At 55.1% G+C, this 15,509-nt stretch carries 15 protein-coding genes; 3 read left to right on the forward strand and 12 right to left on the reverse strand.

The genetic code is table 11. The features are described 5' to 3' along the window. Positions 1-60 precede the first annotated feature (60 nt). Positions 61-1,905, forward strand: a complete 1,845-nt coding sequence (gene ilvD, locus ACEWZM_RS06445; RefSeq protein ID WP_414005650.1) for a dihydroxy-acid dehydratase — start codon at positions 61-63, stop codon at positions 1,903-1,905. 85 nt (positions 1,906-1,990) lie between these two features. On the opposite strand, the gene ACEWZM_RS06450 is transcribed toward ilvD, so the two are convergent. Beyond that, positions 1,991-2,512: a class I SAM-dependent methyltransferase gene (locus ACEWZM_RS06450; RefSeq protein ID WP_414005651.1), complete on the reverse strand. Its 522-nt coding sequence runs from the start codon at positions 2,510-2,512 to the stop codon at positions 1,991-1,993. A gap of 169 nt (positions 2,513-2,681) precedes the next feature. On the opposite strand from ACEWZM_RS06450, the gene ACEWZM_RS06455 reads away from it, so the two are divergent. Then, entirely contained in the window at positions 2,682-3,143 is a 462-nt protein-coding gene (locus ACEWZM_RS06455; protein ID WP_414005652.1) for an NUDIX hydrolase, read from the forward strand. A gap of 125 nt (positions 3,144-3,268) precedes the next feature. On the opposite strand, the gene ACEWZM_RS06460 is transcribed toward ACEWZM_RS06455, so the two are convergent. Further along, complete coding sequence (locus ACEWZM_RS06460) at positions 3,269-4,087, reverse strand: sulfotransferase family protein (RefSeq protein WP_414005653.1); 819 nt, start codon at positions 4,085-4,087, stop codon at positions 3,269-3,271. Positions 4,088-4,230: 143 nt separating this feature from the next. On the opposite strand from ACEWZM_RS06460, the gene ACEWZM_RS06465 reads away from it, so the two are divergent. Continuing rightward, positions 4,231-5,808 carry a DUF5928 domain-containing protein gene (locus ACEWZM_RS06465; RefSeq protein WP_414005654.1) on the forward strand — a complete coding sequence of 526 codons (1,578 nt, stop codon included), beginning with the start codon at positions 4,231-4,233 and terminating at the stop codon, positions 5,806-5,808. A 48-nt stretch (positions 5,809-5,856) separates the two neighbouring features. Here ACEWZM_RS06465 and ACEWZM_RS06470 read toward each other — a convergent pair whose 3' ends face one another. The 10 genes from ACEWZM_RS06470 to ACEWZM_RS06515 form a co-directional block, all read right to left on the reverse strand. Further along, positions 5,857-6,504: a DUF1523 family protein gene (locus ACEWZM_RS06470; RefSeq protein ID WP_414005655.1), complete on the reverse strand. Its 648-nt coding sequence runs from the start codon at positions 6,502-6,504 to the stop codon at positions 5,857-5,859. An 8-nt stretch (positions 6,505-6,512) separates the two neighbouring features. Beyond that, positions 6,513-6,779 (reverse strand): hypothetical protein, encoded by a 267-nt coding sequence (locus tag ACEWZM_RS06475; protein WP_414005656.1) that lies wholly within the window; start codon positions 6,777-6,779, stop codon positions 6,513-6,515. Then, entirely contained in the window at positions 6,779-8,176 is a 1,398-nt protein-coding gene (locus ACEWZM_RS06480; RefSeq protein WP_414005657.1) for a DUF6638 family protein, read from the reverse strand. Before ACEWZM_RS06480 ends, ACEWZM_RS06475 begins: the two co-directional genes overlap by 1 nt. 139 nt (positions 8,177-8,315) lie before the next feature. Continuing rightward, complete coding sequence (locus ACEWZM_RS06485) at positions 8,316-9,044, reverse strand: hypothetical protein (RefSeq protein ID WP_414005658.1); 729 nt, start codon at positions 9,042-9,044, stop codon at positions 8,316-8,318. Positions 9,045-9,076: 32 nt separating this feature from the next. After that, positions 9,077-11,014: an ATP-binding protein gene (locus ACEWZM_RS06490; protein WP_414005659.1), complete on the reverse strand. Its 1,938-nt coding sequence runs from the start codon at positions 11,012-11,014 to the stop codon at positions 9,077-9,079. Between the two features lie 105 nt (positions 11,015-11,119). Then, positions 11,120-12,241 carry a hypothetical protein gene (locus tag ACEWZM_RS06495; protein WP_414005660.1) on the reverse strand — a complete coding sequence of 374 codons (1,122 nt, stop codon included), beginning with the start codon at positions 12,239-12,241 and terminating at the stop codon, positions 11,120-11,122. Between the two features lie 198 nt (positions 12,242-12,439). Next, entirely contained in the window at positions 12,440-12,697 is a 258-nt protein-coding gene (locus ACEWZM_RS06500) for a hypothetical protein (protein WP_414005661.1), read from the reverse strand. Between the two features lies 1 nt (position 12,698). Next, positions 12,699-13,781, reverse strand: coding sequence for a coiled-coil domain-containing protein (locus ACEWZM_RS06505; RefSeq protein ID WP_414005662.1), 1,083 nt, complete (start codon positions 13,779-13,781; stop codon positions 12,699-12,701). 220 nt (positions 13,782-14,001) lie between these two features. Further along, the gene (locus tag ACEWZM_RS06510; protein ID WP_414005663.1) at positions 14,002-14,628 is read right to left on the reverse strand and encodes a class I SAM-dependent methyltransferase; all 627 of its coding nucleotides are present in this window, start codon (positions 14,626-14,628) and stop codon (positions 14,002-14,004) included. Positions 14,629-14,646: 18 nt separating this feature from the next. Continuing rightward, on the reverse strand, positions 14,647-15,399 hold the full coding sequence (locus ACEWZM_RS06515) for a CDP-alcohol phosphatidyltransferase family protein (protein WP_414005664.1): 753 nt from the start codon (positions 15,397-15,399) through the stop codon (positions 14,647-14,649). Positions 15,400-15,509 lie beyond the last annotated feature (110 nt).

The raw sequence follows: 15,509 nt of genomic DNA on the forward strand, positions 1-15,509 counted from the left end.
CATGTTGCCTTTATTGCGCAAATCGTGTCCCTGAGGGGCAAAGACAAGGGAACCAGCCAGATGCCAATGTACCGATCCAGAACCTCCACCCATGGCCGCAATATGGCGGGCGCACGCGGCCTGTGGCGCGCAACAGGTATGACAGACGACGATTTCGGCAAACCGATCATCGCCATCGTCAACTCCTTCACTCAATTTGTGCCTGGCCACGTTCACCTCAAGGACCTGGGCCAGATGGTTGCCCGCGAAGTAGAGGCTGCCGGCGGTGTCGCCAAAGAGTTCAATACCATTGCCGTAGATGACGGGATCGCAATGGGCCATGACGGGATGCTTTATTCACTGCCATCGCGCGAAGTGATCGCAGACAGTGTCGAATACATGGTCAATGCACATTGCGCCGATGCTATGGTCTGCATTTCCAACTGCGACAAGATTACCCCCGGCATGCTCATGGCCGCCATGCGCCTGAATATTCCGGCGATCTTTGTCTCTGGTGGTCCGATGGAGGCTGGCAAGATCGACCTTGCTGACCTCGACATGAAGAAAATCGATCTGGTGGACGCGATGGTAGCAGCCGCCAGCGACACGATGACGGATGAGCAAGTTCAGCACATCGAAGAAAACGCCTGTCCTACCTGCGGCTCCTGCTCGGGCATGTTCACGGCGAACTCGATGAACTGCCTGGCCGAGGCGCTGGGTCTGGCGTTGCCAGGCAATGGCTCGACACTCGCCACCCATGCCGACCGCAAACATCTGTTTCTGGAAGCCGGTCGCAAGATTGTCGACATCACCAAACGCCACTACGTGGGCAATGAGACCGGTCTGCTGCCGCGCCAAATCGCAACCTTCGAAGCCTTTGAGAACGCAATGAGCCTCGATATTGCTATGGGCGGGTCAACCAATACTGTTCTGCACCTTCTGGCAATTGCAAATGAAGGCTACGTCGACTTCACCATGACCGACATGGATCGTCTGTCGCGCAAAGTCCCCTGTCTGTGCAAAGTGGCCCCCAATATTGAGAACGTCCACATGGAGGATGTTCACCGGGCTGGCGGGATCTTCTCGATCCTGGGTGAGTTGAGCCGTGCCGGCCTGCTGCACAATGATTGCAGCACCGTGCATACCAGCACTATGGGCGAGGCCATCGCCAAATGGGACATCAAGGTTGCTAACAATCCGGAAGCGGAAGCGCTGTTCAAGGCAGCACCGGGTGGCGTACGCACCACCGAGGCGTTTTCGCAGTCCAACCGCTACAAGGAGCTGGATACGGATCGCGAAGGCGGCGTCATCCGCGCCAAGGAGCACGCCTTTAGTCAGGACGGCGGTCTGGCAGTTCTGTTTGGCAATATCGCGCGCGAAGGCTGCATCGTAAAAACAGCCGGCGTGGATAAAGATATCCTGACGTTCACCGGGTCTGCCTATGTCTGCGAGAGTCAGGATCAGGCGGTGAACGACATTCTCACCAGCAAGGTGAAAGAAGGCGATATCGTCGTGATCCGCTACGAAGGTCCGCGCGGCGGCCCGGGCATGCAGGAAATGCTCTATCCAACCTCCTATCTGAAATCAAAAGGCCTGGGCAAAGCCTGCGCTCTCTTGACCGATGGACGGTTTTCCGGCGGCACCTCTGGCCTGTCGATTGGCCATGTCTCGCCCGAAGCTGCGGAAGGCGGCGAAATCGGTCTGGTGCAACAAGGCGACAAGATCGAGATTGATATCCCCAACCGAACCATCCATCTGGCTGTCTCGGACGAGGAACTGGCCACGCGCCGTGCCGCACAGGATGCTGCCGGATGGAAGCCTGTAAAACCGCGGAAACGCAAGGTTTCTAAGGCCTTGAAGGCCTATGCCCTGCTCGCCACCTCCGCCGCAAAAGGTGCTGTTCGCGCTTTGCCTGACGAAGATTAATACCTGTCGAACATAAGTACATACATCATAGACTTAAGGGGCGGGCATAATACCCGCCCCTTTTCAATTCGTTGAACCGCGACGCTCAACTGGTCTCGCTGCGCCGTCGGAACTGATATCCGGATTTTGAATATTCATCGCTCCATGCATATTCATGACCCGCAAAGGCAGATTCAAACCCACCCATGTTCGAAGCCTCATCTGCGATCAGAACCCATCCCCCGACAGCCACGTGATCAAGCAGTTGTTTCAAAACCGCCAGTCGCAGGCTTTTGGGCAACATGTGCAACGTTCGGTCAAAGAGGATGATGTCGAATATCCCGTCCGGCGCATAATCGGTGATGTCGGCGACAACCCCCTCGATTGAGAGGTCTTCCTTTCCGGCAGTTGCGACCAGATCTCGGATCCCATTGGTTGACGTATCAACCCCGACCACCCGGTGCCCCTTGCGCGCAATAAAGAGCGCATCTCTGCCTTGTCCACAACCGACATCCAGAACCCGAAGATCCGTGTCAGAGTGTTGGTTGAAAAACTGCATGAACACCGGGCTGGGATCGCCAAGAGCATCAGGCGTTTCGCCATATAATTTATCATAATTGTAAGCCATGAGCCACGGATAGCGGCAACACCAGCAAAAGGCTAAGTGAAATATTTCGTGATCTGAGCGGCTTGCGATCGACGGTGATCCGTGGCCGTAAACTGGTTGAATTGCAGCATTGCAGCAATCCCTGTATCACCTTAGTCGGCACCTTTCTCAACTCATTCGCAGGACACCCATGACGATTTGGCGACCGGTTCAGTACATTCGTGTAAAAGCCATTGGCATCTGTTGGCGAGGTGATCGCCTTTTGGCCGCAGAGGTCACAACAGACACGGGCCATATCAAGGGTGTTCGTCCGCTTGGAGGCACAGTCGAATTCGGGGAAACTTGGCAGCAAGCGCTGGCGCGCGAATTCCAAGAAGAGCTCAGTATTGAAATCACCACACCCGGTCGGCCCCATGTGTTGGAAAACATCTTCACGCATGAAGGCAAAACCGGCCATGAGGTCATCTTCGCCGCCGAAGTCACACTGCCCACCGCTGCACTGCCGTCAGACGATCCCATTGTCTTCAAAGAAGACAGCGGCGTCGAGTGCACAGCCAGATGGTTCACACTTGATGAATTGGATACGGGTGGTCCAGCGCTCTATCCTACAGGGCTGAAACAGGTGCTGCTAAACGCAACGTACAGCGGCTGAACCCACTCTACCTCTTCACACATAGATCTGTCGGAACCGCGCCGCGTCAGCGGCGCCTGGCCCAAGGCAGGCGCAGGCATCTTTGATGCAGGGGCATGGCGCGGGAGTTGTTCTGTGCCTTGAGATTACTCGCCCAGTTTGGCGTGCACTTCGTCCAGATCGATCTCGCCTATCGGCATCTTATTGGCGGGGTTCTCAAAATCATATTTGAATACTTCGAAATCGCGTTTGTAGATCTCGTAGACCAGATGCATCGACAGATCGTCAAAATAGTCCTCAACCGCATGCGCGCGTTTGGGGCCATGACCTTCGCTTTCGTTGAACCGCGGGATTTGCGCAAGATCTACTTTATGCCGCGTCTCGATGGCATCCAGCACACCCTGTATTCCATCATTAAACGCTTCGGTCCAAATCACCTTGTCGTAGCGGCCGCCATTGCAGATGAAGGTGGAGACATGGCCCGAAGTCGCGGACCAGTGAATATCGGGATCCATAGGGCGGCGAAATTTGACCGTATCGCGGACAAACAATAGGAACCGGCGAAAGCTCTTGATCTGATCAAAGGGTTGCTTGCCATCTTCGCCACCAACGTCGATCCCATATTCGTAGGTCAACCGCGGAACCAGATTACCGCGGTAGCGTTTGCCATTGCGCTGAATGCCGCAAATTTTGTCAAAAAACGAACTTAGGACTCGGGTATACGGGTTCCGCACGCAGGTGAAGGCATAGGATTTCTGTGACTGAACATTGCCTGCAATCAAGGGCTGACTGTCAGACAGGGCCCATTTGTGCAAACCGCTGGTTGCATCATGAATATCACCATCGAAGAATTGTCCGTGATCGGAATAATACATGATCTGACCAATCGTCGAGCAGGCGCATTTAGGCACCACGCGGTACACCACGCTTTCGCTTTCTGTCATCCAAGTGCCTGGAAATCCCATAATACTAGTCCCCCATGCCCGCGCGCCGCAATTGGCCCTCTGTGCAAGCTTAGTCGTTAAAAGCTCAATAAGGCGGTTTATTCAGCGAGAATTCGTCAGTATCAAGGAAACAATCAATCAAAATACGACACCGGGGCACCGCAATGGCAAAAATCGCATATGTTCTGCTGTGCCATAAAGACCCTGAGGCTATCATCCAGCAAGCCCAGCGACTGACGGCTGCGGGCGACTACATGGCGATCCATTTCGATGGCCGAGCCTCCGCCGCTGCGTTTAAGCAAATCCAAGACGCGCTGAAGAACACGCCCAATGTCTGTTTTGCCCGCAAGCGGGTCAAATGTGGTTGGGGGGAATGGTCGCTGGTTCAGGCCACCTTATATGCGCTGGAATGTGCAGTAGCCAATTTCCCACGCGCCACTCACTTTTACATGGTGTCGGGCGACTGTATGGCCATCAAAACGGCTGAATATGCTCATCGACTTCTGGATGCGCAGGACAAAGACTACATCGAGAGTTTTGATTTTTTCGATAGTGATTGGATCAAGACCGGGATGAAGGAAGACCGGCTTATTTACCGCCATGTCTTTAATGAACGTAAAAACAAACGTCTGTTCGATCTGAGCTACGGCCTACAGAAACACCTGGGATTGACACGCGCCCTGCCCGAGGACATCCAAGTCCAGATTGGCAGCCAATGGTGGTGTCTGCGCCGCCGTACTGTTGAATGGATACTCTCGTTTTTGAAAGAACGTCGCGATGTGCTTCGGTTCTTTCGCACCACCTGGATCCCGGATGAGACCTTTTTCCAGACCTTGGTGCGCCATCTTGTCCCAGCAAAGGAAATCGAAAGCCGTACTCTGACATTTCTGATGTTCTCGGATTATGGAATGCCGGTGCAGTTCTACAACGACCACTATGACATGCTGATGGGGCAAGACTTTCTCTTTGCTCGCAAAATCAGCTCTGAGGCATTGGAGCTAAAACATCGTCTCGGTGCTCTTTATGCCGAGCAAGGTGTCGAGTTTCAGATCTCCGACGAGGGCAGGAACCTTTATGGCTTTCTGACCAAACGCGGGCGCAATGGGTTGAGGTTTGCCCCACGGTTTTGGGAAACCGAAAGCACCCTAGGCCGAGATCGCGAATTGCTGATCATTGCCTGTAAGAAATGGCACGTCGCCAAACGGCTGATCGGACGTCTACGCGATGTCAGCAACATTCCCGCCCTTGCCTATCTGTTTGATGAAGAAGGCACAGAGATGCCCAACCTTGGCGGCCTGCAGGCAACCATGTTGAAACGAACCCGTCACCGCCGCGCATTGGTGCGGATGTTGTTGGATTACTATGAGGCTGACCGGATGGTGATCTGCCTTGACCCATCTGCGTTAGAACTGATGCAGGATTTTTGCGCGGATCGAGCGGTGACACGCATCCTGCAGATTGAATGCACCCTGAGCGACGAATATCTAAGGGGTCATGCCGAGAGGATCGGTCTGGCCGGCCAGCAAACATCCTCAATTGCGCTGGAGCGGCTGCTGCCAACCATCCGCAATGACATCCAGCACGAATCCGATCGCATCCGCGATGTGGGTTTTGATCATCACAGCCTGATCCGCGAGAGCGACAGCGACGAACAGATTGCCGAACAACTGATGCCGTTTCTGGCCTTGGATCGTGATGCCGCATTGGCACTGGCGCGGACCGAACATCTCTTTACTGACTAGGGCTGCCGCACTGGCTGCCCCAGCCTGATCTCGTTCAGCGTATCCGGGCTATTTCTGTCTCCAGCTATCCAACCAACGGCGGAAGCGGCCACGGCGTTCAGACAAGGCATCACCAGCTGCATAAAGGCTGTCTTCGACATTCTCGACCATCGGGTCGATGCGAGCCTGGCGAAACCGCCGCCAGCGCACATAAAGCGCCCAGATCACGGCTGCCAGCAGGGCCAGGAATATAATATTGAACCAATTGACCTGAGTATGATCCGGACCATCCACCGGCTTTACGGCCACCGCATTGGGAAAGATCGACATAAACTCATTGCGCCAGCCATAGTGGCGAATAAGCACCCATTGCGGCTCTGACTTGCTGGAGACGAAATCAGTCAGCTCGGCCTGCAGGTTAGAGCTGTCCAATTTGAAATAAGGCGGCCAGCCCCAGCCGGTATCTTCGTTGCGATAGACGATAGGGCGGCCGTTGGGAAAAAACGCCTCGATAAAACGCACATCGCGGTTGATGCTGGTGGCGCTTTCCTGCGCGGTATCCTGCTGCGCCCAGAAGAGTGAGTTCTCACCAAAATCAACCCGCCGCACCTCGGTTTTGACCACGCGCACCACATCATTCTGCGGCAGCGTGTAGTGTAAAAAGGCCCCGGCCAGAAGCCAGATGGTGAGAATGAACACCCATTTTACGTAACGCATCTGCGACCTCACATGAAATTCATGACATAAACCAAGAGGGCAATTGCCCCCAGCGGCACGACATAGACCAACAGGATAAGCTTGCGGCGCATCGAGCGGTCGTATTTGTTCAACCCGCGCTGGATGAAGGCGGAACGGTCTCCGGTCAACCCTTTCTCGGCCCAGCGACGTTTCAACCTGGCCCGCCGCACCTCACGCGAGTAGAGCGAGACAACGCCATAGATCACGGTCAACACTACAAGAAGGATCGCCATCAGGCGTAGGAAAGCAAACATCAGCGACGCCTCCGGTTACCAGACCGGCTGCTGATAGCCCCCCATGGGCCGACCCGCTCCATCAGGCTATCGCGCCGACGTCCCGATTTGCTGTTTTTTCGGCGGTCTTCACCACCGACACTGCGGCCATTCATGTCCGGTTCATGGCCAAACAGCGCCGCTCGGGCACCAACCTTATCCACCGCATATTCACGCGCGAGGAAAGCCACAACGTGATCTTTTTTGGCTTCGGGCCAGCCACGATACTGCTGATAGAACGCATCCTTGTGGCAGATGAATAGCTGGCGGAAATCCAGTGGTGTCAGCTCGGCCAAAAGCATATTGACCAAATCACATTCGGGCGTATTGGTCGCCCGCAGGCAATAGAAATAGGCTGGGTGATCCGATTTGATCTTGGGCCACTTGCCACCACTTTCCGCCCAGCGCACCATCGCTGCCATGCCCTCAAACTCAGGCGGCAACTCACCAGCATGACGTGCTGCCATGCGCCGCAGATCGCTACGTGACAGCCCAGAGAGATCCATTCCCTTGTCTGCAAGGACACTGATCGCCAGAAACCCCATCTTCTGGCGCAGGATGGCTGCACCATCGACACCGCGGGCCCGAATGATTGGTTCCACCAGCCCGTTCAGTTCAAGGAACTTCGCGATAGCATTGCCTTGTGTACAATCAAATACGTGGTCAAGCGGAACGCCTTCAGGCTTCTCCCCGCTGGCAATCAACGCCGGGTGCTCAACGTCCTGAAACACATAAAGCCCGCCAAAATGCGCCGTCCAGAAATTCTGCTGCTCAAACACCTCATGTTTTAGCCGCACCGGATTGCGGGTGACATCGCCCGTCCGCTCTGCTGTCTCAATCATTTCGCCGATCAGCACATCGTCGAACCAGCCGTCGTCTTCCGTCTTGAACCGCTCAACCAGATCGGCCAATCGATCGGCCTGCCGCAAGGTCCCTTTGGTGGTATCGGCTTCTATCCGAACCTGACGGATATCGAACAGTTTGGCCGCGGTCGGCACCTCGAACACCGAGTTCACCAGCTCGCCTGCCACCGCGTCTGTCGCTGTCAGCGCAAAAAGCTGGTTTTCGTTCGCGACAATGAACCGGCGCAGGATGTCCCGGCTGGTGGAGAATTTCACATTGAGAAGCGGGCAACGTTTCTGTTCGGTGCTGAGCAGAATAAACTGCCGGTTCACGCCCGCATGGTTCAGATAGTGGTCATCCCCCAGCTCATCGCCCACTTCGGGAGAGTAGCCAGAGATATCAACGTGGAAATCAGTGAGGCCCGTGGTCTTGCCCGTCAAATGCTTCAGCGCGCGATTGTAGCGTTCTACCAGCGCGGGCGAGGCCACATGGAAGAGATTGCCGAACATCAGGCCATGCTGGATGAGGCGTTTCATGCAATCCTCCTATCCGTATCACGAAAGCGATGCGCCCGGCCCGAGGGTGGGTGCGGAACGCGCCCGCCCTGGGGGGCGGGTCGGGCGCGTCGCGGCTTCGCCGCGGAACCGAACGGCCTACGATTTGCACCAAACAGTTTCAGATCGCATCCTCCACAATTATTAGAGGAACCTTCTGATCCCCCGCTCCTGCAACCATCCCTGGTTCGAGTTCAAGTTCGATCCACTGCCAACTCGGTTGCTCACGGCCTTTGAATACAAACTCCTGCAAAAACTTATCGAACAAGGGCATAAGTGCTTTTGATGCTCTAATTATCCATGACAACCAGTCCGCAAAGGCTGGCAAGCGCTCTTCAGTCTTCCTTTGGCCTACCGTTCGGTTGAAACATGCAGCGAAAACTACTTCTTCACCAAAAGGAAAAAACGAATTTGCTTCTCGTTCGTCGAAGTAAAAACTTGTAGTTGCTGCCGTAGAGACATGCCCCAAGCGCTTTTTCTTGATGTGGCCAACATTGAGGTGGTTGGTAGCTTCATGTCTAAAGTTCCCAATGATGGACTTCAGTGACTGTTCCTCGCCTTCAAGCAGTTTCTCTTTTGCACTCTCCAGAAAACCTTTCAGAGCTGCATCATTGATTTCACAGTCTAATTTAACCGCCAGTTCAAAGATCTTTGCCGACCAGATGCGAAGAACCAAATTTTGCTGAATAGAAATGGCTGAATCAACATCCTCGTTCCCAGTCGTCCTGAATTTACAACTATCGTATATCCGCCACAAAGCGTTAACCTCGCTAATAGCGAAGCTCAAAGCCGCTAGGACAGCAATCGTTTCCTCGGGAAGGTCCTGAATAGTACTCTTGGGTATTTCCAATTTGCGCACCCGGCGTACATTCTTCGTACTCCTCACCCCTGCCCCTCCAGATACCGCCGTTTGGCCTCTTCCTGTCGCCCGAAATCGCGCACCATGTTGTCAATCGCCACCTCGTCCGACTTATCGGCATAGCGGAACTCGCTGTCGGCGTAGCGGTTGATCTCCTGCACCACCATGTCCACGGTGATCGGCACCCGCAGCTCTGCAATCATCGCGGATTTGGTGTCGTAATCCTTGAACAGGAACAGCTCCGGGTTCTCCATCCAGTCATCCGGCATCTCAAAATCCATCGCGCGCACCTTGACCGCATCGGTGATGTTCTTGATGGCGCGGCCGGTGAAGCGTTCATCCGCCTGCTGAATGGCCTTCAGATAGGTGCCCAGTTTGGTCAGATTATCCAGATCACCAATCTGCTCCTGTACCCGGCCAAAGACCTCGACCAGACCCGGTTCGTGTGGGCGATTGTAAGCCTCAAACGAGCGGGCAACGGCCTGTTTGATCTCCTGCGCGCCGTATAGGTCGTGATCGCCCAGCGGGATATCGTGGTTCTTGCCCATCAACAGGGTCAGGATGTCGATGTAGTCTTCGCGCGTCTGCGGCCCATCGACCAGAAAACGCGCCCCAGCCCGTTGGCGCAGCGCGTCGTCCACATTCTCCGGGTAGTTGGAGAACATGCCAAAGGTACAGTTGCCCCGCACCACGGTATTTGCGCCGGCAAATGCTTCCATGAACACCGCCGTGACCTCTTGCTGCCCGGCGCTGGACTGGCGATCACCGCGCTTGCCCGCGATCTGGTCGATGTCATCGATGGTACCAAAGCCGATCACGCCGGGTTCTATCACATTTTGGATAAACGACTTGGCGTTCTGCCCGGATTTACCCTGATAGCTGTCTATATTGTCGATGCCGAAGTTCTGATAGCGGAAGGCATAACCCGCGTTCTGACAATAGTCGTTGATAAGACCCGCCATCATCTGAATGAGTGTCGTCTTGCCGGTGCCGGGCTTGCCATCACCCATGAAGGTAAAGATGAAGCCGCCCATTTCAGCGAATGGGTTCAGGCGGCGGTCGAAATCATAGGCCATCAGCATCTTGGACAGGCGCAGCGCCTGATATTTGGCGATATGGTTGCCGACCACCTCATGCGGCTTTTTGAACGCCATGGTCAGAGTGCTGGATTTCGCCTTTACTGCTGGCTCAAAGCCGCTGATGGTCAGATCATCCGCCTCAACCCGCCAATCAGCGCCGGTGAAACTTTCAAGCCGAGGGGCGTTCTGAGCCCGTAGAGTTACTTTCTCCATCACCTGCTCAGCATAGGCTGCGGTCGCTGCAATCAGCTGCGCGTCATCCGGGGCATGTACGGCCAGTTTCTGATCCAGCTCCCACAATAGTCCGTGCAGCGCCAGCGGCGCGTTGTCCGTCAGCAGCTCCTCTGCCTCGCCAACCTCCGCCTGCACCTCGCTGCCGTGGGGGGCCAACAGATAGGCCGCTGCATTGGCAAAAGCATGTGCGGCTATTAGCGCCTCTGCGGCCAGCAATTCGGTAAATTCTCCCTTGCGCGTCGCATCAAGTGATCCGGCGAGATTGGCACGTTTCAAATCGCCCAGACCGGAAACATCAGCATAAGCCTCCCCCATCGCCAGAGCAATTGCCAAGGCCCGGCGCAGAGTGTGCTGCAAGGTCGCCTGCAACGGCGAGGTGAGCGGGTCATCCTCGTCTGCCGCTTCGATACGGGAAACGAGATGCACACCTTCAGGCCGCGCGGTAGATCGCGTTACCAGCCCCGGCGTTGTCGAACGGAAGCGTCTGCGCGATCCGATTCCTGACGACCGTTCGGATGCCTTGCCCTCAACGGCGGACTTTGCAATACGCGGGGTGTGATCAAACCCCTCCAGCATTGCAACCGCCGCGGTATAGTGCTTGCGGATATCCTCTTCCCGCAGCTCCATCTGGTTGCCTGAAACACTCATCTCACCCTCACAATCCTTAGGCCGCAGACCGCTAAACCGGTCCGTTTATCTTCTGGCTATATATATTTCTTCGCCGGGCCTCCTGACCCTGCCTGAAACGCTGTTTTAATACCGCAAAACCTGTCCGGCATCGCTGACCACAAATTTTTGTACATCGTCAAACCCCGGCGGATCCAGTTCGGCCAGCACCTGAAATGGGCGTTGCGGCAGAATGATAGCACGTTGCGTGCGCGTAGCGCCGGTATCAGCGCCGCGTCCACCAAAGGGGTCGAGGGCGAAAATCTCCCGCTCCACCGTTCCGAACCAACCGGAGCGTTCCTCGCGCACGTCTTCGCTTTCCAACTCTTCCAGTGTCCAGGCCAGAGCCCAATCCTGCCCCTCAGGGGCGTCCGCCTCCTCCAGCACACGGTGCAGCGGGCCGGATTGTTCGGTGTAGGCCGAGGAATACATCGGTCCCACGTGATAGCGGCGGAACCGCTTGGGGTGGAGATCGTCAAAATCCTCGTCAAAGCCTTTGGCAATGGTCACCAGCTTCAGCCCCGCCAGCCCTTGCGCCATCAGATGCGCCTGCACCTCGGGCCAGCGGCGTTCGTCCTTCGGCAGTGCCACCTTGCCGCTGTCTTCCAGCTCCATCAGGTAAATCACCGGCAGGTTCACCTGACTGTCATAGGCCGCCCAATGCAGCAGGAACCTGCGACGGCGCTCGCCGATGTTTTCCAGCCATTCACATTTCGGATCGTTCTGGGTCCAGAACAGATCCCCTTTCAGCAGTTCCTGATAATACAACCGCTGCGACAGGGCGAATTGCAGTTTGGAAGGCACTGCACGATCCGCAATGATGGTCCGCACCATATCATCTTTGAGTTGCTCTTCACCGGCCATATTATCGAGATGACGCTGCGCCTGTTGAGTGTCATTGGCCATCGTCATCAGCTCCGCCGCCACCGGGAAGCCGCTGTCGCGCTTATCCATCTCCAGGCTGCCGAAAAAGCGTCCAGTGTCGCGCCCTGCCATTAGGTATTTCATCGAAAGTGCGCGGAAGGTGAAGTTTAGCCGCATGAGGTAGGAGGTCAGCACCTTCACATCAGATTTCGAAAGCCGTCCCTCCGCCTGCATCGCAGCAGCCACACGGGTTAGATGCTGGATGATGGTTTCAAATTTCTTGAAATACCGACGCGAGGCAAATGTATCGGTGAGACCAGCGTGATCGCGAGAAGGATCGGTCATGAGCAAGACCCTTCCACTTCCGGACGTGCCGCTTGCGGCGCGGCCAGTGCCCCCCCGTCCCGCCGGGCGGGCGCTACGCCCCCACCCGCGGCCGAGAGTTGGCCTCCGTTTCGCGTAAATTCAACTCTAGCTGTTTCCATCGCACTTTTCATCGCTGCAGTAACAAACAAGGCATTCAGACTGTTTTCGCGGGCCGGATCAGTCTTTGAGGCTTGCAAATCGGTTGAGAACGAACATCAGCCCCAGCAAGACCATAGCCCAAACCGCAAGCACACCTGACAGTGCCAGCATCAAGAAGCTGCCAAAGTAGAATGCTAAGCCAAAACCAAGGCCGATCGTCTCTAACCGCTCTATCTCAAATTTGAGAAGGGCATTGGCGACAATGGGAAATGCGATGGCAAGGCCTGCAATTCCCAGCGCCCATCTCAACAGAGTGAACGGTGGCCGATATGGCAATTCACCCCCCATAAAGGTTCTTGTCGTGCTTCTCGACAATGGCAGCAAACCTGCGGGCAAAGCGTTCGTCCGCCTTGGCCTTCTTCTCAAGCACGTCGCGAGCAAACACCATATTGTCCTCGTGGGACTCCAGCATGTCGGCCATCTTCTGATTGGTCGCTGTGCCGATTGCCGCCATGGCGGCCTGGGCTTCTTTATCGGTCTGCACGCCGATCTCGTTGATCCGGTGCGCCACGTCCTGCTGCTGCGCAGTTTTCAGCGATTTGGTCAGCGCATCATACAGCACCACCCGCTGCTGCGTATCTGTCTGCAGCTTGTTGATCAACACCATCTGTGTCGCCGCCTGGTTCTGCAATGAATCGACCCAGGTCTTACCCTTCTCGATATAGCGTTCAAGCGTTTGGGATTTCGCAAGCTTGACCTGCTCATCCTGCACCATCGCGTTGTATTTTGCGTTCAAATCAGCCAGTTCGGTCTCAAGCTTGGTACGCGCGGCGGCGTCCTGTTCGACCGAAATATTATTCTCGAGCTCAATGATTTTCGGGTCTAGCGCTACGATTTCTGCTCGTACGGTTTCCAGCTCCTGCACGGTGAATTCGCGGTCGTCGAGTGTCGCCGACAGATTCACCTGCACCTTTTCTCGCTGCTCATCCAAGGTGGCCAGCTGACCTTCCAACAGCTTCACAATGACATCCGACTTGGCAATCAGATCCTGCAATTTGTCGTCGATACTGGCCGTACGCATCCGTTCCTGCCGCATCGAGTCCGATTTGCCACGACTGAAGAAGCCAACAAAGCTCTCCCACCCAGTTTTTGAACGCATCTCGTCGAAATCTTTGGAGAATGCAGTGGTTACATCATCGAGCCCCATGATCAGCTCGGCGATATTTGCATTCATCACATCCGTATGGGCGTGGACATCATCCAGCGTCGCATTTTCAATATCAATGCTGGCATCTTCCCCGGCCGAGATCTTTGCCCGCGCGGTTTCGATGCGGGAAGTTAGTGCTGCTATCTTTTTCTGCGACTCGCCCACCTTGGCCTGGGAGGCGCGTACCATCTCGTCAAATTGTGACTGGCTCATAAAGTGCCCTTTCTTCGATGTCTTATGTGTCATATGGGAAATGTTAATCGAAATTACATACCCCTAAATCAAACAAAAACTCTCTGGGGAAATTAATTTTCACCACTGCACACGTCTGTTGCCAGCAGTGTCGCAGAGGAGTCTTGCAAAGAAAAGGCCCATGGCCAAGCAGTGCTAGCCCTTGAGGGGAACGGTGCTCAGGGACTATCGCTCTGTTGCGTTAAGCTGGTTTGATCTTGGACAGCACCAAGAAGGTCATCAGCCCGAAGGGCGGCAATGACTGGTGATGCTCTACGGACAGGTGATCTTCGCCCAATACGGTATCAAGCTCAAAATCAGAGTGCCAACCAAGGACATTCGCAAATGGCGCGGACACCCGTTCAAGAAAGGCCAACACACCTTGTTCGCGCAGGAAATGATTGGTGATCACAACCTTTCCGCCGGGCTTCAAGACACGAGCGATCTCACCCATCACCTTCTCGGGGTCGGGCACCACCGACAATACATGCATGGCCGAAACGGTGTCGAAGGTCGCATCAGGAAAATCGAGCGCGCGCGCATCCATCTGGCGCAGGGCCTCGACGTGATGCAGTTTGCTTTCAGCGACACGCTTCTTGGCTTTGCGCAGCATGTCTTCGCTGAAATCGATCCCTGTGACTTTCAAGTGTGATTTATAAAGCGGCAAGGACAGGCCGGTACCAACTCCGACCTCCAAAACACATCCGCTACGGTGTTCGTTCACGTAACCAACAGCGCGGCGACGGCCGACATTGGTTATTGCCCCGAATGTTCGGTCATAAACAGGGGCCCAACGGGCATACGACGTTTCGACGGCCTTGATATCCAATTATCCACCCTTACTCGTTTATTCACCGGTCTCCGGTGTTTTCTTTTTAAACAATCCCCAGGCCACCATCACGGAATACCCAAGGCACAGGATCACAAGCGTTATCCATGCGTAAATCAGGACAGCGGCACCCGCAAAGGCAAAACCGACCAAGAAGTACTTCACGTTTTCGCGTGAAATTTTGACAGCCTTCAGTGACCAGGTTGGTACGTGGCTGATCATAAGCAATCCAATGACAACCATGTGAAGGCAGATCAGGACATCCGGCACAATTGGCGCATCGGCAAAAGCAAAGGAAATAAACATAGGTAGCATCGCCAACAGCGCGCCTGCCGGGGAGGGTACCCCTTCAAAATAAATGCTTTTTGCAGTGACCTTTTCTTCGGACTTGCTGGAAACATTGAACCGTGCCAGCCGCACAACGCAGCAGACCGAGAAAACCAGCACCGCGAGCCAGCCCAGTCCGCGCATGTCCTGCAGTGCCCAATAGTAGATCACCAACGGGGAGGCGACGCCAAAGTTGAGAAAATCGGCGAGAGAATCCAGCTCCGCACCCATTTTACTGTCACTGCGCAAGATTCGCGCCAAACGCCCGTCGAACCCATCCAGAATGGCCGCCGCCAAAATCAACTGTACCGCCAGCGTATAATTGCCTTGCACCCCAAAACGGATCGCTGACAGCCCAGCGCAGATCGCTGCGATGGTCATCATATTCGGTAACAGCTGGATCAGCGCATATTCGGATTTTCGCTTTTCCGGGGTGTGGTGCATGTCTGTGGCTTTTCCTATTAGACGGCAACGATACACCGCAACCTCTGCGATCTTTGGACAACTCAGTCGCGACCGTTGCGAACATATGCCTGATGCGACGCTTCGGTGCA

It is taken from the genome of Phaeobacter cretensis, from assembly GCF_047372505.1.
GTDB classification, from domain to species: domain Bacteria; phylum Pseudomonadota; class Alphaproteobacteria; order Rhodobacterales; family Rhodobacteraceae; genus Phaeobacter; species Phaeobacter cretensis.